Consider the following 19,397-nt stretch of genomic DNA (forward strand, 5'->3'; position numbering starts at 1 on the left):
TAATGCTTGATGGCCGCGCCGCCCGTAGTCGACCTGCCGTTCATCGACGAGGGGCTCGCAGCGGATATCGCGAGCGGTCTCGACGCTGTCGAGAAGCTGCTCCGCACGTCCGCCGACAGCGAGGACGCCTTCGTCAAGGAGGCGTCCAAGCACCTCATCGAGGCGGGCGGCAAGCGCTTCCGAGCGATGATCGTGCTGCTCGCATCGCACTTCGGTGACTTCAGCGCCCCCGGTGTGATCCCGGGGGCGGTGGTCATCGAGCTGACCCACCTGGCCACGCTCTACCACGACGACGTGATGGACGAGGCGCGGGTGCGGCGCGGCTCGCCGTCAGCGAACGCCCTGTGGGACAACAAGGTCGCCATCCTCACCGGCGACTACCTCTTCGCCCAGGCCTCCGAGATCCTCGCCGACCTCGGGCCCGAGCTCGTCCGCATCCAGGCCCGCACGTTCTCCCGCCTGGTCCGCGGCCAGATCCGCGAGACCATCGGGCCGCGCCCGGGCGTGGACGCCGTCAGCCACTACATCGAGGTGCTGGCCGACAAGACCGGCTCGCTGATCGCCACCTCAGGACGGTTCGGCGCGATGCTCGCCGGCGCGTCCCCCGAGATCGCCGACCGCCTCACCAGCGCCTGTGAGGCCATAGGCGTGGCCTGGCAGCTCGGCGACGACCTGCTGGACGTGGCGTCCAGCGCCGGACAGAGCGGCAAGACGCCCGGCACCGACCTGCGCGAGGGCATCCGCACCCTTCCCGTCCTCTATGTGCTCGCCTCGACGGCCCCTGAGGACGCCCGGCTGCGCGAGCTGCTGTCCGGCCCGGTCGCCGACGAGGACGTGACGGAGGCGGTGGAGCTGCTCCGCGCCAACCAGGCCATGGTCCGCGCCCGCGCGGAGCTGATGTCCTGGGTGGGGCGGGCCCGCGACGACCTGATGACCCTGCCCGACATCCCGGCCCGCTCCGCCCTGCTCGCCCTCTGCGACTACGTCGCGGACCGCTCAGGCTGAGCTTCCCTGGACCGGCCGGGCCGACCCGTTTGGACCGGCCGGGCTGACCCGTTCACGTGTCGGCGGGCCGAACCGTTCCCGGACGGGGCGGTCGCGGGGCCGCCCCTGCGGGTACGGCGGGCCGACGTCGTTCTCGCCTCAGGCGCCGCTCAGCAGCTCCACGACCGGGGCCAGCCGGTCGGCGTACATGGCGTTCACCGTGATGTAGGAGATCTGGTGGGCGTCCCTGCGGCGCAGCAGCCGGTCGGCCATCTGCCGGGGCGAGCCGTCCAGCACGGCGATCGAGTCCGCCGGAAGGTCCGGGCCGAGCCGGCCGGCCAGCCACGGCGGCACCTCGTCGCCGACCACGTGCACTCCGACGCTGAGCTCCAGCCGGTCGAAGTCGTCACTGGCCTGCCGGACCAGCCGTACGGGGTCGGCCAGGCCGTCCTCGGAGGTGGAGGGGGGCAGCCCCAGGGCGACGGTGTCGGCGTTCCTGGCGGCGAAGCCCAGCATGCGCGCCCCGCCCGCCGCGATCAGCACTCGAGGACCACCCGCCCCGCCCGCACCGGGCCTGCCGGTACCAGCCCCGTCCGTCGCCGGCCTGCCGGTACCAGCCCCGTCCGTCGCCGGCCTGCCGGTACCAGCCCCGTCCGTCGCCGGCCTGCCGGTACCAGCCCCGTCCGTCGCCGGCCTGCCGGTACCAGCCCCGTCCGTTGCCGGCCTGCCGGTGCCTGATCCGTCGACACGTGGTCTGTGGGTGCCCGACCCGACCGCACCGGGCCTGCCGGTGCCTGGCGCGTCCGCGCCAGGCCTGTCGCCGTGCGGCCCGTCGGCGCCCGGCCACCTGCGCACCTGCCGGATGACCTCCTCCAGCCTCCTGATGCGCTGGTCGACCGTGCCGAACGGCATGCCGAGCCGGGCCGCGTCCTTGCCGGCGTCCGGCCTCCCGACGCCCAGTCCCAGCTCGAAGCGGCCACCGGACAGCATGCCGAGGCCGTTCACCTCCCACGCCAGCTGCTCCGGCCGCCGGTTGGCGACCGACAGGACGAAGGAGCCCAGCCCCAGGGTCGACGTCGCCGCCGCCGCGGCGCTCAGCGCCAGGAGGGGTGGCAGGGTGCCCAGCGTGTCCGGGGTGAGGAACGTCGCGTACCCCATCTCCTCGGCGCGGCGCGCGAGCTTGGACCATTGATCGGCGTCGCGGGCCGTCCCTGCGACGATCCCGAAGCGGAACAGGCGATCTGCCATCGTGTACTCCCTCGGCTCTCCGCCGATGCTCTCGCGCGCGACGGGGAGTCGTCGTCCGCCGGCCGGGGCCGTCCGCCCTACCGCCCGGGACGTAGCGGCGGCCCGGCGGGTACGCCGGGGGTCGTAGCCCGTGCCGCAGGGCGGCCGGAGGCGCGTCAGACGGTCTCGAGCGCGGGAGCGGAGCCGACGGCGCGTCGGGTCGCGTGGGCGTGACGCAGCCCTTCCCAGCTGAACACCGCCAGCGCCAGCCAGATGATCGCGAAACCGGCCCATCGGCTGGGCGCCATGGTCTCGTGCGCCACCAGGATGCCGCACAGGAACTGCAGGATGGGGGCGATGTACTGGAGAAGCCCGATGGTCGTGAGCGGCACGCGGATCGCGGCGGCGGTGAAGCACATCAGCGGAACCGCGGTGACCACACCCGCGCCGGCCAGCAGCGCGGCGTGGCCGAGCCCCGCCGTCCCGAACGTGGCCGTCCCCTGCCCCTGCAGGAAGGCCAGGTAAGCGAGCGCGGGCGCCAGCAGCACCAGCGTCTCCACGGTCAGGCTCTCCGCCGCGCCGACGTTCGCCGACTTCTTGACCAGCCCGTACGTGCCGAAAGTGACCGCGAGCACCAGGGCGATCCACGGCGGGCGGCCGTAGTCCACGGTCAGCACGACGACGGCCAGCGTGCCGAGCGCCACGGCCGCCCACTGCCACGGCCGCAGCCGCTCGCGGAAGATCAATACGCCGAACAGCACGCTCACCAACGGGTTGATGAAGTACCCGAGCGCGCTCTCCACCACATGTCCGGCGTTCACGGCGTAGATGTACACGCCCCAGTTCACCGAGACGAGTACGGCGGCGAGGGAGAGCAGGAGCAGCTTCCTCGGCTGCCTCGCCAGCTCGCGGAACCACGCCCAGTGGCGCCGTACGGCCAGAACCGCGATCACGGCGACCAGCGACCACACCATGCGATGCGCGAGGATCTCGACGGCCCCGGACGGCTTGAGCAGCGGCCAGTACAAGGGGAACAGACCCCACATGCTGTAGGCGGCTACGCCATACAGGACACCACGGCGCGAATCAGGCATGTACGCTATCTTCGCTGCTGGCAGCATTTAACACAAATAAGTAAGTCTTCTCCCTCTCTTAAGAGATGCTTATTTCAGGAACAACCGGCGGCCCCCGCTGGTTGCCTAGTCTGCAAAGAGTGTCCGACGGAGGTGCGCGATGGGTTGGCTCTTCGGCAAGAACAAGACTTCGATGGTGACTCCGCAGGAGGCACTGCCCGGCCGCCCGGGCAAGATGCCCGTGCCGGCGCGGCACGAGGTCCTCGACGCGCCTCTGGCCCCGCCGTACCCCGACGGGACCGAGATCGCCGAGTTCGGGATGGGCTGCTTCTGGGGCGCCGAGCGCACGTTCTGGCAGACCCCCGGCGTCGTCTCCACCTCGGTCGGGTACCAGGGCGGCTACACGCCCAACCCGACCTACGAGGAGGTCTGCACCGGCCTCACCGGCCACACCGAGGTCGTCCGAGTGGTCTTCGACCCCGCGAAGGTCTCCTACGAGGAGCTGCTCAAGGTCTTCTGGGAGGGCCACAACCCCACCCAGGGCATGCGCCAGGGCAACGACGTGGGCACGCAGTACCGCTCCGCGATCTACACCCACGGCCCCGCCCAGGAGAAGTCCGCCGCGGCCTCGCGCGACGCCTACCAGCAGGTCCTCATCGCCTCCGGCTACGGCGACATCACCACCGAGATCACCCCGGCCCCCGAGTACCACTTCGCCGAGGACTACCACCAGCAGTACCTCTACAAGAACCCGGGCGGCTACTGCGGCATCGGCGGCACCGGCGTCAGCTGCCCCATCGGCCTGACCACCGGCGAGGCCTGATCGATCGAGCTAGGGGCCGCACTCATCCGGGTGCGGCCCCTAGTCATGTGTGCGCCTGCGCAGGTCACAACCAGGGCTTGGGCGGCACGACCAACGACCTCGGACGGATCTCTGTCCTGGTGGAACGCTACGCGGACCTCCCCTTGGGCTCCGCCGACGCATTGGTGATCGCCCTCGCGGAGCGCTTCCACCTCCCCGAGGTCTTCACGGTCGACGTCAGAGACTTCTCGGTGGTCAGGCCGGCTCACATCCCGGCCCTCACGATCGTGTCCGCATGACCGAGTGCGACCACCACCAGCAGTACCTGGACAAGAACCCGGGCGGCTACTGCGGCACCGGCGTCAGGCTGGGTGACCTGTCCGAGTGGTCCTGTCCGACGGGGCTGACGACCTCGGATGAGTAGCCGGGAGAGCGTGGAGACCCTCCTACGGCCTTGGGCTGTTCGGCGCCTCGTTCGTTGCCACCCGACTGGCGATCGTGGATGTCGCCGCCGAAGATCTTTCCCGGCGCTGTGGCTGAGCTAGCAGACGCCGGGCAACGTACACACCTTGGTGGCCATCTTCCTGACGTCTCTGGTCAGCCGGCCGGGGTCGTAGGTTCCCTCGGTGGTCGTGTAGATCATCAGTGCGCTGCCCCTGCGCGCGACGATGCCGCTGACCGTCGTGTTCACGCTGCCGTCCTGCCAGGTCTGGTAACCCATGCCCATGGACTCGTCACCGGCCTTGGCCTTACTCGTCCGCCAACGGATCTTGAGTTCGGGTTCCGACGGGTCACCCTTGCGCGCGCACCGCTTGACCTCGGCGCGCAGACGGGTGAACGAGGTATGGGCGGCACGGGGGCTCTTGTAGATGACGAGCTGTTCGGAGGAGCCGCTAGGTGCGCTGGTCCAATGCGTGATCGTACGGACCGCCGCCCGATCGCGATCGATGGCACGCCGGTGTCCGCACGGGTTCAGCTCCAACGGCTTCGTGAGCTTGTCGCTGATCTGATAGCCCTGTTCTTCCGCTTCTTCGGAGCTCAGGCGCCTGCGCGCGTCGTGCTCGTAAATCAGGAAGTTCTTCGGAATCTCGATCGCGGTCGCCGGGGACAGCACCAGCAGCAACGAGAGTGTCACGTTGATCATGCAGAGTTAGATGCCGATGGGAACGGTTCGGTTCTCGGTGTCGACGGCGCCTGAACTGGGTTCAGCCGTCGTTGCGCCTCGGCTTCTCGCCGGATCGACTCAAGCGCGAAGAGCCCAGGCAAAGAGCTACCACCAGCAGTATCTGTTCCGTAACCCAAACGGCCACTGCGGCCTCGGAGGCACCGGCGTGAGCTGCCCCATCGGCCTGACGACCGGCGAGGCCTGATCCACTCAGCCACGGGCCGCACCACGTCCAGGTGCGGCCTGTAGGCATGTGTGCGGCTCCGCCCGGACATGGCCCTCGCTCCGCTCGGACGGCCATGCGTGGATCCCGGCCCCCATGCCTGAGGTTCCGATGCCCGACTCTCTCGACGGAGAAGAACCCGGCAGCCTGTTGAGCGACATCACCGCGCTCGCCGCGAACGACGTGTGGGCTGTTGGCGCGGTCACCCCCCACCTCTGCTGCGACACATGGACGTCTCCTCGATCGCCCGGCTCCTCGGCGTCAGCCGCTCCACCATCTACAAGTACGTCCCCGAGCTGAAGCCCGGCAGCGACCGCCAGATCGAGGCCGACCTACCCCAGCCACGCACCGAGCTCAGCCCGGCCGCAGAGCCTCAACCCGCTGACCTGGGCGGGACGCATCGGAACGGAAAGTCCCGTCAAGGAGATCAACCGAGGCGCCTAGCGAGACCTTCTGTTCCGATGTTCGTCAGCCCCGGTCCGTCCGGCGGCGTCCCGTGCCTTCCAGGCCAGCCAGACCATCCACACGTACCCCGTGAGGATCGACAGCCGCTCGGCGAGCCCGCTCGGCGCGGGCGACCAGGTGCCGCCGTAATCGAGGCCGGCCAGCACCCCGGCCACCACCCAGAAGAGCACCACCAGCGTTCCGCTGGCGATGCAGTATGCCTTCGCGAACCGGCGGGCGTAGACGAGGGCCGCGCCCGCCAGGGAGAAGAAGGCGATCGGCCCGGCGACACTGTGCAGGATGCCGTGCCAGGTCACGGCGGGGTCGCTTCCCGGCGGGTAACCGAGGCCGGGATCGGAGGAGAAGATCCCCGCCGCGAACAGGGCGGCCCCGTGTACCGCGACCAGCCGTGGCCCCCAGACCGAGCCGGGACCGGCCGGGAACGTCCTGCGCAGGCTGTCGGCGAACCCGATGATCGCCACCGCGCAAGCCAGGAAGGCGGCGATCTGGATCCAGCCGCGCCCGGTCAGCGCGAGCTCGCTGATCCAGTTGCGCATCGGGTCGTAGCCGGGCCTGAGCGTCCCCTCGATGAGCCACACCAAGGTGAACAGCACCGGCCCTGCCAGGCCGCCCAGCATCCATCTCCGCATTGTCTGCACTCCTCATCTTCTGCATGATGCAGATATTGATTAGTGCAGAATATGCGCATGTAAGGTGGGCCTATGTCAAGTCCCGGGTCGGCCGATCGCCACGCCCTGCTCGCGCGGCTGCAGGTGGAGGTGACCCAGACGATCGCGGACGGCATCCTGTTCCAGCAGGCGGTCGCCGACCGTCTCGGCCTCAGCCTGAGCGACTTCAAGTGCCTCACGGCGCTGGGCGAGACCGGCCAGGCCACCGCCGGGGATCTCGCCGTCCGCACCGGTCTCACCACCGGGGCCGTGACGCGCATGATCGACCGTCTTGAGCGTGCCGGGTGGGTGACCCGCCGGCACGACGCCGAGGACCGGCGGCGGGTCATCGTCGAGCCGGTGGCCGAGCGGCTGGAGGAGATCTGGCCGCTGCTCGCTGGCATGTCACGCGGATGGGCCGAGGCGCTGGCCGTCTACGACGACGAGATCGTCGAGACGATGCTCGAGCTCTTCACCCGTATGCGCTCGGTCGCCCGCGACCAGGCCGCCCTGCTCCGCGAGCGATGAGGCGGGCAGCGTGAACGGGCGGAGGCAGGGGGAGCTCGGGTTGGCGATCGGACCGCGGATCCCCTGGACGGCCGCGAAGGCTCTCCCCGCCTACCCCGCGGTCCGGATCGGCGCGGGCGGCGATGGCGAGCGCGCACTGCGGCGCGGATCTCGGCGTCGGCGATCTTGTCGCCGAGTAACGCGTACAGCCGGGATGGTTTCGGTGGAAGCGTGGCCGAGACGGCGACGGACGGCCTCGATGAAGACGCTGGCGTTGATGAGTTCGGTGGCGTGGGCGTGGGCGTGGCGCAGTCGAATCGAGGCGGCGGCCGCGGACCGGATGGCGGCTTTCCGGCGGATGACCCAGCGGGCCCGGCCTTGCCGGTGGGATCCAGGCTCATCAGTGCCAGGTGGGCGCTGGCCGACCACTTTCGCGTCGATCAACCGCCTCCCAGGGAACCGGTGCCGGACTGGCTCGCGGACCGCTCGATCTACACCGTCGGCATGCCTCGCGAGGACGTCGCCGATCTACGGCACACAGCAGGTCAGGATTCAGCGTTTTGGCCTGCCGGCGCTGGGCTCCCCTGCGGCGGGCGACCTGGGCGGGGGCCGATCTGCCGAACCTTGATCAGTCGACGCACGTCGCCTCGTGGGTGGACCGGAAGACCCATGTGCCGCCACCCGGAGAAGCATAGGTCAATATCGTGTTGTAGGTCCCAGTGGTGCAGTCGTGGCCGACCGCGAGGACGGCCTGCCGGGCCCGCTGTTCGGCCGCCGCCACCCCGGCCGCGTAGGTGTTGCCTGCCCCCGTAGCAGTGGCGTTGCGGGGAGTGTCGTAGCCGTCGGCGTGCGCGGCCACAGACGCGGTGGCCAGGCCGGCCGCCACCACCGCTGAGACGAGGCCGAGCCGGCGGAGCCAAGTGACTTTTTGCATGTTTCTCCTTATGGGAGGACGGGCCTTTGAACGATCAACATTGATTTAGCGTAGATCGATACAGCGCGATATTTACCGATCGGCCACAAAGATCTGGCGACCGTCGTCCTCATGATGGAGAGCATGGCTAATACGGCAACCGCCATTTGCGGGGTGAGCTGGGACAATGCGCCCCACTCCGATCGATCTTGTGATGGAATGCGAGGCAACTAGAAAAGCCGCTCGTGATCATGTAAGTGTGAAAAGTGCAAGATCGGAGCGGCTGTTGTCCGAGCTGGAGGGCATTCCCGACCTGGCGCAGCGACTCGGCAGGCTACGTGCGTGAAGACCGGCGAAAAGACGACGCGTCCACGGGCCGCGCCATGCCCAGGTGCGGCCCGCAGGTATGTGTCCATGCTGCGCCGGCCGGGAGTCCAGCAGGGTTTCACGGACTGCGAGCACGCCCGCGAGCAGATCGCGGCGCGTATCCCACCCGGGCCATGCGCACTGTGGTCCCGACACGTATCGATGCCTGAAGCGCGGTGCCGCCACCAGCGGTACCTGTAAAGAAGCCTGGCGGCTACTGCGGCATCGGCGATACGGGTGTGAGCTGCGCTCACCGGCCTCACCGTCGCGAAGCCTGATCCGTGGAGTTCGCTCTCACCTGGAGGGCGGGCTTTACCTGACCAGCCGAAGTCTTCTCATCCGATGAGCCGTTTGCGCCAATCCAGGGGCGCGACGGTCATGGCCCGGCCGGGGTCGCCGTTCCACTTCACCGGAAGCCCGGCTTCCGTCAGCGCGGCCACGACCTGCCGGCCGATGGTCGCCGTGGTGTCCGGTGAGCCATCGAAGCCGCCGTACAGCAGTGTCAGTCCGTGTCCTTCCGCCGCGGTGTCTGTGCATTGTTGGTGGAAATAGACGAAGCCGCGGGCATCCGGTGAGCCTGCCTCGCCGATCTCGGCCTGACCGCACGAACGGCAGCAGGCGAAGTTCTCCCGAGCGGTGACGCCTGCGGCCTCCAGGTTCGTGAAGGCTCTGGTGAGTCGTTCCGGGTCCGTCTCTCCCTCCCAGGCGGTCTGCTCCTCGACGCGCTCCAGCCACATCCGATTCACCAGTTGCCACGCCTGCTCGGAGGACACCGGTCGGCGGTCCCCTGACACGAGATATTCCTCCGCGATCTCCGCAAGTTGTGCGCGAGTGTTGTAGCCGCCCATGATCACGACGCGGAGGCACGACTCGAGCTCCTGCCGCTCATCTTCATCAAGTTCGATCGGAGGCACAGGCTCCGGGCTGCCCAGGTCCAAGGGCTTCCAGTTGAGCCCCGAATCCCAGTCGGCCTGCGAACGTGCCCAGCCTGTGATGGCCGCGATCACGGGGGCAGGCGTGTTCAGGGTCACCTCGAAGTGCCGATCCGGCGCACCGTCGCGATGCTCCAGCGCGTAGTCGCTTCCCTCTTCGTGCCAAACCTGGATGAAGACGTCGGGCAGGTCCGGAATTCGTTGGACGACCAGAAAACGGTTGTTCTGACCGCCGAGCCGACGAATCAGTTCGGTGAGCTCTTCCGCGGTCGCCCGGACGTACCGATGGCCGTCCTCCGTCTGCGCCATGATCGCGAGCATGCCGACCATGCTGGCACGGTTCGTCGGTCATGGGGTGGCGTTGCCGGTGTTCCAGGCCCAGGCGGCGATGCCGACGCGGTTGCGGGCCTCGAGCTTGCGCTGGATGCCGGCGATGTGGTTCTTGACCGTACCGGGCGAGATGAACAGGGCGGCCGCGATCTCGGCGTTGGTGTGACCCTGGGCGACCAGGCGGGTGATCTGGAGTTCGCGATCGGTGAGTCGCGCGCGGTCGGCGCGGCCGGACGTGGGCGGCGGTGGCGCGGTGAGATCGCGCAGGAGCCGTACGGTGATCTGCGGGCTGATGAGGGTGTCACCGGACATGGCGGCGCGGACGGCTTCGGCGAGGAGGGTGGGGCTGGAGCGTTTCAGCAGGAAGCCGCAGGCGCCGTTGCGCAGCGCGGTGTAGACGTAGTCGTCGAGGCCGAAGGTGGTGACGACCACGACACGGATCGGGTCGGCCACCTGTGGCCCGGCGAGCAGGCGGGTCACCTCGAGCCCGTCGATGCGGGGCATTCGGATGTCGGCGAGCACCACGTCGGGGCGCAGATGGCGGGCCTGTTCGACGGCGGTCGCCCCGCAGGCGGCCTCGGCGACGACGGTCATGTCCGGCTGGGCGTCAAGGATGATCCGGAACGCGCTGCGGATGTCCTCCTGATCGTCGGCGACCAGGACGCGGGTCGGCCTGCCGGTCATGCCGTCACCGGCCTGACGCCCCCGCCGTGGGGCGAGGCCGGCAGCGGCATGGTGGCGGCGACACGCCATCCGTGCGGAGCATGCGGGCCGGCGGCCAGCTCGCCGCCGAGCGCCTCGACGCGTTCGGTCAGGCCCGCCAGGCCGAAACCGCCGGTGCGGGCCGCAGTGCCGGGCACCTGCCCGGCGGCGGGTCCGGTTCGGGCGTCGTCTGTCACGGTGACCTCCAGGGCATGCCCGGTGAGATCACTCACGGTACGGGTGCGGCGGACGGTCACCTCCACCCGGCCGGCCGGCTCCGCGTGGCGGCGCACGTTGGTCAGTGCCTCCACGACGATGCGGTACGCCGTCGCGGCCACTTCCCGGGGCACGACGCCATCGGGGTCTTCGAGCCGCGCGTCGATGTCAAGGTGAACCATTGCGGCGCCGGAGACGGAGAACCGATCGGCCAGCTCGCGGAGGTCCGCCAAGGCCGGGAGCGGCGTTCGGCCCGCCGACTCCCCGGCCGTCAGATCGTCCGCGTCATGCAGCATCCGCACGGTCCGGTCCATCGACGCCAGCGCCTGGAGCGCGGCCTGCTCGATGCGCTGGAACGCGGCCTCCGCCTGCCGCGGGTCCTGCCGGGCGAGGATTCGGCCGGCCTGGGCTTGGGCGAGCATCCCGCTGACGTCGTGGGCGACGAAGTCGTGCAGGTCGCGGGCGAGCTGCGCGCGTTGCGCCTGGCGTGCCGCGCGTACCGAGCGGGCGCGATGGTCGTCCAGGGAGCGCAGGTAGAGCCCGACCGTGGCCGCGAGGACCGCCGACAGCCCCCAGACCGCGAATCCGGCCAGCGCCTCGAAGGTCGGAGGCCCCAGCCCGAACCGCAGCAGCAAGACCGGCGTGGCCACCCCCGCCAGTCCCGCGGCGATCAGCGCGTGGCGGACTGGCGCGGCACGCACCGCCAGGATGACCAGGATGAGTAAGCCCGCGGACTCGCCGGCCACCCAGCCGGTCGCAGAGGTTTCCACCCGGTGGGCCGCGCCGAGCAGCAGGACGGCGGCGGTCGCGGCCAGCGACACGATGCCCGCCCCGCCGGTGACCGCCGCGATCCGGCGGCCCTCGTACGGCCAGGCGGCGAGCACCCCGAGCGCGGCCGCCATCGTCAAGGACATCGGCAGCGTGGCCGACCAGCCGTACGCGGGCGCGGTGGCGATCCCGGCCAGCGCCACGAGGACGGCGGCGGCCGCACCGGCCCGCTCGCGCCACCGCCGGGCTCCGCTGCTTCGTCTGCGCATACACCGAGCCTAGATATTCGGCCGTTCCACCGGCCTGTGCCGAACGGCACATTCACCCGCCCGAATCCGCTTCCGGCCATGCCGTTCGGCACCTGGGCCGATGGCTGTCCCTCCTCGACGCTGGATCCGGGACGTGACCTTCCAGTGCCGCGGACACGGGCTCGCCGCGCCGCCTCGCGGGCGCGTCCGGACGTGGTTCGCGAACGAGATCGTGGGGATGTGATGGGCGGATGCTCCGCTGGTGGAGGTACTGGCCGGCCTGGTCCGGGTACGCCGCGGCCGCGTGGTCGCTGTCATACGGGGCGCTCGGACTCTTCTGGGCGCTGGGCGGCGGCGGCTTCCCGTTCGCGTCCGTCGACGACGCCCACGCCTCGGGTTCGATCCTGGAGGGCGGCCGGGTCGGGATCGTCGCGCCGGCCATGGCCGCCATCGGGCCGGCCGGCGCGATCGCCGCGCTGGCGATGGCCCGGGAATGGGGACGAGACGGTACCCGTAGGGCACTGGTCGTCTTCGGCTGGGCCCTGGCCGCAACGCTCGCCCTGGTGATCCCCGACTACACCCTGCTCGCGCTGCTGGCCTTCGCCCCGCTGCTGCTGGTGTTCGCCTTCACCGGGGTGCCCGGGCCGCAGGACGGCATCGGGGACATCCTGTACTGGCATCGGGTGAACCTGATCGTGATCTTCGCCGGTGGCCTGCTGTGGGCCCTGGCGACCCTCGCCTACCAGAGGCGTACCAGGCGGGCGTGCGCGCATTGCGGCCGGCGCGGCGCGGCGACCGGGCGGTGGACCACGCCGGACGCGGTGCGCCGCTGGGGCCGATGGGCCGTCTACGTGGCGTGCGCCGCGCCCGTGCCGTACGAGGTCACCCGAATCGCCTGGTATCTCGGAATCCCGCTCGGCATCCCCGAGGATTTCGCGCGGATGATGCGGGAGACGCCCGGCATGCTGGAGGTGGGACTTGGCTGCGCCATCGCGTCGATCTGCGGGTGCGTCCTCACCCACGGCCTCGTCCACAGGTGGGGCGAGGTGTACCCGCGCTGGGTCTGGTTCAGGGCGGGCGGACGAGTGCCGCCGGCGCTCGCCGTGATCCCCGCGTCCATCGTGGCGGTCGTCCTGATACCCGCCGGCCTGATGAACGTCCGGATGGGCGTCGATCTCGCCTCGTGGGGCGCCAACGCGCCGAGCATGCTGTGGATCGTGTGGGGCGCCGCACTCGGCGCCGCCGCCTGCGCCTACGGCCTGCGCCGACGCGGCCCCTGCCCCTACTGCCGGCCGGCCGAGACCTTCGACCGGCCCGCCGAACCGGTACACACGCTGTAGCGCTCGAGTATGCCCTCCAAGTACCTTTTCAAGGTCCCGAACGGCCACTGCGGCACCGGCGTGAGCTGCGCCATTGGCCTCGCCACCGGTGGGGCTTGACCCGCCGGACCAAGGTCGCACCTGTCCAGGTGCGACCGTGGGCATGCGTACGACTCCGCCCTGAGATGGCGCTCGCTCCGCCGAAGGTGTCGGCTCGACTCAGGAGGGGGGCGGGCGCCTGTTTCGCATGAGTCGCCGGTCCGCCGGCGCTCCTTCAGGCACGTCAGGTCAACGGTCGTGGAGACACCCGCTCGCGTGGGTACGGGCGAACGCCTCCTGCACCACGTCTTCGGCCGTCGCCCGATCACCCACCATGATCAGTGCCAGCCGGACGAGACCTAGATGATGCTCCGAGAAGATCGCCGCGACGTTCACTCGTTCTTTGATGAGGGGCTCCCCTGTGGAGAGCAGGTCGACTTCCACATCACAGAGACGCACGGGCGGCCGGGATGCTGCTTGAGACATCGGAAATCAGAGCGAATCGCCGGATGGACGTCTGGACGTCGTTCCGCCTGACTGGTCACTGCTCCGCTCGGGCGGCTCCGTCGGGGCCGGGCTCAGCGGAATGTGCGCCGGTAGGTGTGCGGGCTGACGCCTGTGACCCGCTTGAAGCGGTCGCGGAAAGCGGTGGGGGAGGCGAAACCGACCTGGGCGCCGATGCGTTCGACGGTGTGGTCGGTGGTCTCCAGCAGGTGCTGGGCCTGGCGGACGCGGGCTCGGTGCAGCCATTGGAGCGGGGTCGCGCCGGTCTGCTCGCGGAAGCGGCGCATCAGTGTGCGGGGGCTCATGCCGGCGTGGGCGGCGATGTCGGTCATGGTCATATCGCGAGCCAGGGAGGCTTGCAGCCAGATGAGCAGAGGTTCGAGCGCGGAGCCTCGGGGCGCGGGCGGGAGCGGCTGGACGATGAACTGGGCCTGCCCGCCTTCCCGTTCCAGCGGCATGACCGACAGTCGTGCGGCGTCGGCGGCCACGGCGGAGCCGTGGTCGCGGCGGATCAGGTGCAGGCACAGGTCCAGCCCGGCCGCGGCGCCCGCGGAGGTGAGGATCTGCCCGTTGTCGACATAGAGAACGTCGGGCTCCACCGTGATGTCGGGGTAGGCGGTGACCAGCCGGTCGGCCGCGGCCCAGTGGGTGGTGGCACGCAGTCCGCCGAGCAACCCGGCGGCGGCCAGAGAGAAGGCGCCCGAGCAGATGGAGGCGATGCGGGTGCCGTTGGCGGCGGCGGCCTTCAGCGCGTGGCGTACGGCCGGTGGCAGCGGGTCCATCGGGCGCGCGGTGCCGGGGACGATGATCGTGCCGGCGTCCTCCAGCCCGTCCAGCCCGAAGGGGGCGCGCAGGGTGAACAGACCGGCGTCCACCTCAGGGTGTTCGGCGCAGATGCGCACCTGGTAGCCGGGACGGCCGTCTTGCAACCGCGTACGGGTGAAGACCTCGATCGGGGTGGACAGATCAAAGGGAATCACCAGGTCGAGGGCGAGAACGGCGACGGTGTGCATGGCGGAACAGTACCCATCCGCCCGTATTGCGCCGAGGCTCCGGATCCGCTGCCGCTGCCGCTGCCACCGAGGAGTCTCCCGGTCAGTCCGTATGGCGGTATCCCGTTGAAAGATGTCGGAAATCCCTCTGGGAGCCGAACCGGCGGCCCGGCTAGCGTCGGTGACGTTTCCGGCTTCGGCGAGAGAAGGAACATGTACCCGTTCGTCCGCCCCGGCGGCGGTCCGGACCACGTACGCATCGGCTTCCGGCGTAGGGGGGCAACCAGATGATCATGAGCGTCGTCCCGCCGGTATTGATCGGCCTGCTCTACGTCGTGGTGATGTCACTGATTCGCGAACCGCACCGGCGCCGCTTCAATGCCATCATGCTGGCCGGGGCGGGAGCCGCCTACCTCAGCGGCGGTGGCCTGAACGGCTGGGAGTTCGCCTTCACCGCGGTCGTCACCTACTGCGCTTACCGTGGGCTGGAGTCGTGGACGTTCATCGGTGTCGGCTGGCTGCTGCACACCGCGTGGGACGTCCTGCACCATCTCAAGGGCAACCCGATCATCCCGTTCGCCCATGACTCGTCCCTCGGCTGCGCCATTTGCGACCCGGTCATCGCCCTGTGGTGCCTCCGCGGAGGCCCCTCGCTCGTGGACCTCGTCCGTTCCCGGCAGGGACTGCTCAACCGCTCTCGATGACCCGCTCCGGGATCGGTGGAGGCGCCGATGTGCGTCCTCCCCCGGGAACACCAGGCCGATGTGCGTCCTCGCCCGCGTCCGCGATGACTTTCAGGAGGCGCAGCCGCTCCTCATGTCCGGGCTGGGGGGTGAACACGATCATCAGCGGTCCGGGCGGTGGCTGCAGCGGATAGGCGTCCCATTCGACGGCGATGCCGCCGACGCGCGGGTGCTGGATGGTCTTGGCGCCGTGGACGCCTTCCCTGACGTCGTGCCGTGCCCAAAGCCTGCGGAAGTCGGCGCTGCCGATGCTCAGTTCGTCCACGACCGCGACCGCTCGTGGGTGGCCGGGATCGGTGGAGACGGCGGCGCGCAGTATGCCGATGTAGCCCAGCGCCGTGGCCTCCCACTCCGGGCACCGCGGCTGGAACTCCTCGTGGAACAGCGTGAGGAGCACGTTGCGCCGGGCCGGTGGAAGCTCGAGGGGATCGCCCAGCAGCGCCGCGGCCAGATCGTTCCACACGAGCATGTCGAGGTGGCGGGTGGCCACGAACGCCGGCAGGTCGATCGCCGCCAGCAGCAGCCTGGCGTTCATCGGCACCTGGTCCGTCACCCGGCGGGCCGGCGGTCGTGGCCTGCGCGTCAACTGCGCCAGCCTCATCAGGTGACGCCGTTCCACCTCGTCCAGATCGAGCGCGTCGGCGATCGAGTCCAGTATCGCGTCGGAGGGGCGCACGTTCCTGCCCTGCTCCAGGCGCTGGTAGTAGTCGGTGCTCAGCCCGGCCAGAGCCGCGACCTCCTCGCGTCGCAGTCCCTCGACCTTCCGCCTCGGACCGGGTTCCAGCCCGAGGTCCTGCGGGGTCGTCCTCTCGCGCCGGGAGCGCAGGAACATCCCGAGCTCATGGGCCGCTGCCCGCTCGTTGACCATGGTTGAAGTTTGCACTGTCACCGTGCCGTGATGGCGGCTCCACCACATCCGACATTTCCGGGTTCTCTTACTGTCCGGTCCTCTCCTGGCGTCTTCGGTCACGAACCCGTGGAACACACCCGATGTCCCGGAGCCACATCACCGCAGCCCGTGACCGGAGCCGGCCCCGGTAGCGGACCGCTGATCATCACCGGGCCGGCCCGGCACGGTGCGCGCGTCATCCTCGCCGTACGTGACGCCGCGAGCGGCGAGCGGCATGAAAGATACATGAGGCCGTGCCGGGCGGGATGCGCCTTCAGGCCGCCGCCGCAGCACGGAACCACAGCCTCTTGGTAGGCATGCCAAACCCAGGTTCAGAAGATCCAGGGAGCCCTCCGCCGCCGGTCCTACAGTCGGCGATACGACGTCAACTCGTCGTGGGGCCCGGACCTGCACCCAACCCTGATCGATGGGAGCCGAACCGTGAGACTCAGAACGCGCGTCGCCGTCGTCGCGGCCGTCGTCGCCTCCAGCGCCGGCCTGCTCGCCGCCCCCGCACAGGCGGCCAGGCTGATCAGCACCTTCGCGCCCAGCGAGGCCGGCGGGATCTTCTGCCACGCGGTGGAGGACTACTTCGAGGCACGGAAAGCCGAGGCGGAAGGGCACCCCGGGGACTGGTACACCTGCGAGCTGACACCCGCCAGGTGGGAACTCTACGAACGCTGACTCGTCCCCTGAGTCAAGGGCCGCGTCCCTCCAGGGGCGCGGCCCGACGCGTAGCGCGGACGACCGGTCGGCTCGCTGAAGCGATTCACACTTTATCCAGTGGCGCGGTGTTGGCTGCCCGCATGGCGTTCGAAGAGACCGACGTGGTGGTCATCGGGTCGGGTATGGGTGGGCTCGCGGCGGCCCGGATGCTAGCGCAGTTCGGCGGCAAACGGGTTCTCGTCCTGGAGCAGCACTACACGCTCGGTGGGATGACGCACGAGTTCTCCCGCGAGGACCGGTATCGGTTCGGCACCGGCGTGCACTACATCAGCGCGAATGCCGGTCCGTTCCTGAACTTCATGACCGATGGGCGGGTGCAACTGCAGCCGCTCCCCGACGACTACGACGTGCTGCACTTTCCCGGGTTCGACTTCGCGGTGCCCGCCACCCGGGCCAAGTTCCAGGCACGGCTGGCCGAACGGTTCCCGGACGAGGTCGAGGCGATCGACCGGTACTTCCGCAAGACGCGCCGGGCCATGGCAGGACTCGCCGCGCGCAACGTCGTGTCGTCGCTGCCCGCGCCGGTGCGCAGTGTCGGTCTCCCCGTCGTCGAGCGGCTGTTCCCGGCCACGTATCGCCCGCTGCGCGAGGAGGTTCACCGCAGCGTCGCCGATCCGAGGCTCCGGGCGATCCTCCAGGCGCGCTGGGGCCTGTACGGGACACCACCGGCGAGAAGCGCGTTCGGCTATCACGCCGCCGTCCCGACGACGTTCTTCATGGACGGCACCGCCCATCCGGTGGGCGGCCCGAAGGCCATCAACGAGGTCGTCCTTGCGGCCCTCGGCGAGCACGGCGTCGAACTGCGCGCCCGCCAGCTGGTGGAGCGGATCGTCGTCGAGCGGGGCCGGGTGTCCGGCGTCGACGTCTCCGACACCGCCACCGGGCGCGCCTACCGGGTGAAGGCGCCGACGGTCGTCTCGGCGGCGGGTGTACGCAACACCTATGCCCTGCTGGACCGCTCGGCCGAGGTGGCGGACCTGCCGGCCGAGCCGTCGGCGGTCATGCTCTTCCTCGGTCTCGAGCGGTCGCCGGCCGCGTTCGGGTTGCGCGGTGAGAACCACTGGTTCATGCCCGACCTCGACGGTTCCCCGCACGGCACGCTCTACGTCTCGTTCGCGTCCCTGAACAACCCTGCCGCCCGCTTCCACACCGTCGAGGTGCTGGAGCTCGTCGATCCGGCCACGTTCGACCAGTGGCGGGACCGGCCCGAGGAGTACCGGAAGATCAAGGAGGAGTGGACCGAGCGCCTGCTGGACCGCCTGGAGGAGCGATGGCCCGGTTTCCGGGAGACCGTCGCGTTCGCCGAGCTGGCGACACCGTTGACGTTCGAGCACTACCAGCACAGCGTCCGCGGCTCGTTCTACGGTCTCGCGGCGACCCCGGAACGGCTGCGCTCCCGGCGCGCGGGTACGCGTACGCCGGTGAAGGGCCTGGTGGTGGCCGGGCAGGACGCCTGGGGTTCCGGCCTGGTCGGCGCCCTCGCCGGCGGGTTGATGGCGGCCAACGCGGTGCTTCGGCCACGGCAGGTCGGGGCGATGTGGCGGGCCGTGCGCGGCCCGGTCGCCCGGCGTTCGGGTGACTGGCGCGGTTACCTGCGGGTGTCCGCGATCGAACGGCTGACCCCGTCGATCCGCAAGATCCGCCTGGTGCCGCTCGACACCGGAGCGACGCCGTTCGGGTTCGTCGCGGGGCAGTATCTGAAGATCGAGCTGCCGGTCGCGGTCGAACCGGTCGAACGCTCCTATTCGATCTCCAGCGGTCCGGACGTCACGGACTTCGTCGAGATCGCGGTGAAGCGGGAGCCGGACGGCCTCGGCTCCACCTTCCTGCACGACGAGTTGCAGGTCGGGCAGGCCTTGCGGGTGGGCGGGCCGTTCGGTGAGTTCACGTGGGCTCCCACCGGAAGCGGCGGAACACTGCTCCTGATCGCCGGCGGCGTCGGCATCACCCCGCTGATGAGCGTCCTGGCCGCCGCGGCCTCCGCCGGGCATCGCGGCCGCATCGTACTGCTGGTCGGCTGCCGGGACGAAGTGCCGTTCCAGCGCGAACTGGATGAGTTGCGGGCCGGCCTGCCCGGCCTCGAGGTGGTCGTCTTCCGGACCGGGCCGGGCGGGCGGGGGCGGATCGACCTCGACGGGCTGCGTCCGTATGCCGCAGGCGTGGCTCGCGTGCATCTGTGCGGACCGGCGCCGATGATGCAGGACGTGCTCGGCCACCTGGCGAGACTCGACGTGCCGCGGGACATCGTGCGCACCGAGGCGTTCGTGTCGGGCCGCAGCGGCCAGACCCGGCGGGAGCGCGCGCACGCCATCGCGGTCGCGGCGCAGGAGGCCGGCGTCACCGGCTACACGATCGGGACTCCCGGCGGCGGGTCCTTCCCGTGCCCGCCGGGACGGACGGTTCTCGACGCCGCGAACGCCGCCCGCGTCCCGTTCCCGCAGTCCTGCGGTGAGGGCGCCTGCGGCACCTGCCGGGTGCGGGTGCTGAAGGGGAACTACGAGACCGACACCCGGGGCCTGTTCTCGGCCGAGGAGCTCGACGAGGGCTGGCGGCTGGCCTGCCAGACCCTGCCCACCGGTGACCTGGTCATCGATCGCTGACGGCCGGCTTCGAGGGC

Annotated in this window: 20 protein-coding genes and 1 pseudogene; 10 read left to right on the plus strand and 11 right to left on the minus strand. The window is 70.2% G+C overall.

What is annotated here, in order from left to right:
* Positions 1-9: 9 nt before the first annotated feature.
* On the plus strand, positions 10-1,005 hold the full coding sequence (locus ACFO60_RS03740; RefSeq protein WP_380836852.1) for a polyprenyl synthetase family protein: 996 nt from the start codon (positions 10-12) through the stop codon (positions 1,003-1,005).
* Positions 1,006-1,143: 138 nt separating this feature from the next.
* Here the strand turns inward: ACFO60_RS03740 and ACFO60_RS03745 are convergent, their stop codons facing one another.
* Both ACFO60_RS03745 and rarD read right to left on the minus strand, forming a co-directional pair.
* Positions 1,144-2,232, minus strand: a complete 1,089-nt coding sequence (locus ACFO60_RS03745; protein WP_380836855.1) for an LLM class flavin-dependent oxidoreductase — start codon at positions 2,230-2,232, stop codon at positions 1,144-1,146.
* A gap of 155 nt (positions 2,233-2,387) precedes the next feature.
* Positions 2,388-3,305, minus strand: a complete 918-nt coding sequence (rarD, locus tag ACFO60_RS03750; RefSeq protein ID WP_380836857.1) for an EamA family transporter RarD — start codon at positions 3,303-3,305, stop codon at positions 2,388-2,390.
* Between the two features lie 139 nt (positions 3,306-3,444).
* Between rarD and msrA the strand changes: the two genes are divergently transcribed.
* The 3 genes from msrA (at position 3,445) to ACFO60_RS03765 (ending at position 4,510) form a co-directional block, all read left to right on the plus strand.
* A complete protein-coding gene (gene msrA / locus ACFO60_RS03755) occupies positions 3,445-4,107 on the plus strand; it encodes a peptide-methionine (S)-S-oxide reductase MsrA (protein ID WP_380836860.1) in 663 nt (220 codons plus the stop codon).
* Between the two features lie 77 nt (positions 4,108-4,184).
* Positions 4,185-4,385, plus strand: coding sequence for a hypothetical protein (locus tag ACFO60_RS03760; RefSeq protein ID WP_380836862.1), 201 nt, complete (start codon positions 4,185-4,187; stop codon positions 4,383-4,385).
* On the plus strand, positions 4,382-4,510 hold the full coding sequence (locus ACFO60_RS03765) for a hypothetical protein (RefSeq protein WP_380836865.1): 129 nt from the start codon (positions 4,382-4,384) through the stop codon (positions 4,508-4,510). Before ACFO60_RS03760 ends, ACFO60_RS03765 begins: the two co-directional genes overlap by 4 nt.
* Positions 4,511-4,627: 117 nt before the next feature.
* On the opposite strand, the gene ACFO60_RS03770 is transcribed toward ACFO60_RS03765, so the two are convergent.
* Complete coding sequence (locus ACFO60_RS03770; protein ID WP_380836867.1) at positions 4,628-5,230, minus strand: hypothetical protein; 603 nt, start codon at positions 5,228-5,230, stop codon at positions 4,628-4,630.
* A 118-nt stretch (positions 5,231-5,348) separates the two neighbouring features.
* On the opposite strand from ACFO60_RS03770, the pseudogene ACFO60_RS03775 reads away from it, so the two are divergent.
* Positions 5,349-5,456, plus strand: a pseudogene (locus ACFO60_RS03775) (peptide-methionine (S)-S-oxide reductase MsrA); the annotation flags it as partial.
* A 458-nt stretch (positions 5,457-5,914) separates the two neighbouring features.
* Here ACFO60_RS03775 and ACFO60_RS03780 read toward each other — a convergent pair.
* The gene (locus tag ACFO60_RS03780) at positions 5,915-6,568 is read right to left on the minus strand and encodes a DUF998 domain-containing protein (protein WP_380836870.1); all 654 of its coding nucleotides are present in this window, start codon (positions 6,566-6,568) and stop codon (positions 5,915-5,917) included.
* Positions 6,569-6,640: 72 nt separating this feature from the next.
* Between ACFO60_RS03780 and ACFO60_RS03785 the strand changes: the two genes are divergently transcribed.
* Positions 6,641-7,114: a MarR family winged helix-turn-helix transcriptional regulator gene (locus tag ACFO60_RS03785; protein ID WP_380836872.1), complete on the plus strand. Its 474-nt coding sequence runs from the start codon at positions 6,641-6,643 to the stop codon at positions 7,112-7,114.
* 607 nt (positions 7,115-7,721) lie between these two features.
* Here ACFO60_RS03785 and ACFO60_RS03790 read toward each other — a convergent pair.
* From ACFO60_RS03790 to ACFO60_RS03805, 4 genes are all read right to left on the minus strand, one after another.
* Positions 7,722-8,027: a hypothetical protein gene (locus ACFO60_RS03790; RefSeq protein WP_380836874.1), complete on the minus strand. Its 306-nt coding sequence runs from the start codon at positions 8,025-8,027 to the stop codon at positions 7,722-7,724.
* 680 nt (positions 8,028-8,707) lie between these two features.
* Positions 8,708-9,634 carry a DUF6891 domain-containing protein gene (locus ACFO60_RS03795; RefSeq protein WP_380836876.1) on the minus strand — a complete coding sequence of 309 codons (927 nt, stop codon included), beginning with the start codon at positions 9,632-9,634 and terminating at the stop codon, positions 8,708-8,710.
* Positions 9,635-9,652: 18 nt separating this feature from the next.
* Complete coding sequence (locus ACFO60_RS03800) at positions 9,653-10,318, minus strand: response regulator (RefSeq protein ID WP_380836879.1); 666 nt, start codon at positions 10,316-10,318, stop codon at positions 9,653-9,655.
* A complete protein-coding gene (locus ACFO60_RS03805; protein WP_380836882.1) occupies positions 10,315-11,589 on the minus strand; it encodes a sensor histidine kinase in 1,275 nt (424 codons plus the stop codon). The genes ACFO60_RS03800 and ACFO60_RS03805 overlap by 4 nt, the downstream gene beginning before the upstream one ends.
* Positions 11,590-11,819: 230 nt before the next feature.
* On the opposite strand from ACFO60_RS03805, the gene ACFO60_RS03810 reads away from it, so the two are divergent.
* Entirely contained in the window at positions 11,820-12,908 is a 1,089-nt protein-coding gene (locus ACFO60_RS03810; RefSeq protein ID WP_380836885.1) for a hypothetical protein, read from the plus strand.
* Between the two features lie 267 nt (positions 12,909-13,175).
* Here the strand turns inward: ACFO60_RS03810 and ACFO60_RS03815 are convergent, their stop codons facing one another.
* Positions 13,176-13,370 (minus strand): sigma factor, encoded by a 195-nt coding sequence (locus ACFO60_RS03815; RefSeq protein ID WP_380836888.1) that lies wholly within the window; start codon positions 13,368-13,370, stop codon positions 13,176-13,178.
* A 134-nt stretch (positions 13,371-13,504) separates the two neighbouring features.
* Positions 13,505-14,443, minus strand: coding sequence for a GlxA family transcriptional regulator (locus tag ACFO60_RS03820; protein ID WP_380836890.1), 939 nt, complete (start codon positions 14,441-14,443; stop codon positions 13,505-13,507).
* A gap of 272 nt (positions 14,444-14,715) precedes the next feature.
* Here ACFO60_RS03820 and ACFO60_RS03825 point away from each other — a divergent pair, with 272 nt between their 5' ends.
* Positions 14,716-15,126, plus strand: a complete 411-nt coding sequence (locus tag ACFO60_RS03825) for a DUF6010 family protein (protein ID WP_380836892.1) — start codon at positions 14,716-14,718, stop codon at positions 15,124-15,126.
* Here ACFO60_RS03825 and ACFO60_RS03830 read toward each other — a convergent pair.
* Complete coding sequence (locus tag ACFO60_RS03830; protein ID WP_380836895.1) at positions 15,110-16,033, minus strand: helix-turn-helix transcriptional regulator; 924 nt, start codon at positions 16,031-16,033, stop codon at positions 15,110-15,112. The two genes, ACFO60_RS03825 and ACFO60_RS03830, sit on opposite strands and share 17 nt — an antisense overlap.
* 462 nt (positions 16,034-16,495) lie before the next feature.
* Between ACFO60_RS03830 and ACFO60_RS03835 the strand changes: the two genes are divergently transcribed.
* Both ACFO60_RS03835 and ACFO60_RS03840 read left to right on the plus strand, forming a co-directional pair.
* On the plus strand, positions 16,496-16,738 hold the full coding sequence (locus ACFO60_RS03835) for a hypothetical protein (RefSeq protein WP_380836897.1): 243 nt from the start codon (positions 16,496-16,498) through the stop codon (positions 16,736-16,738).
* A 122-nt stretch (positions 16,739-16,860) separates the two neighbouring features.
* A complete protein-coding gene (locus ACFO60_RS03840) occupies positions 16,861-19,380 on the plus strand; it encodes an FAD-dependent oxidoreductase (protein WP_380836899.1) in 2,520 nt (839 codons plus the stop codon).
* The last annotated feature ends 17 nt before the right edge of the window (positions 19,381-19,397 follow it).

This window comes from Sphaerisporangium dianthi, assembly GCF_042654065.1.
Lineage (GTDB): Bacteria > Actinomycetota > Actinomycetes > Streptosporangiales > Streptosporangiaceae > Sphaerisporangium > Sphaerisporangium dianthi.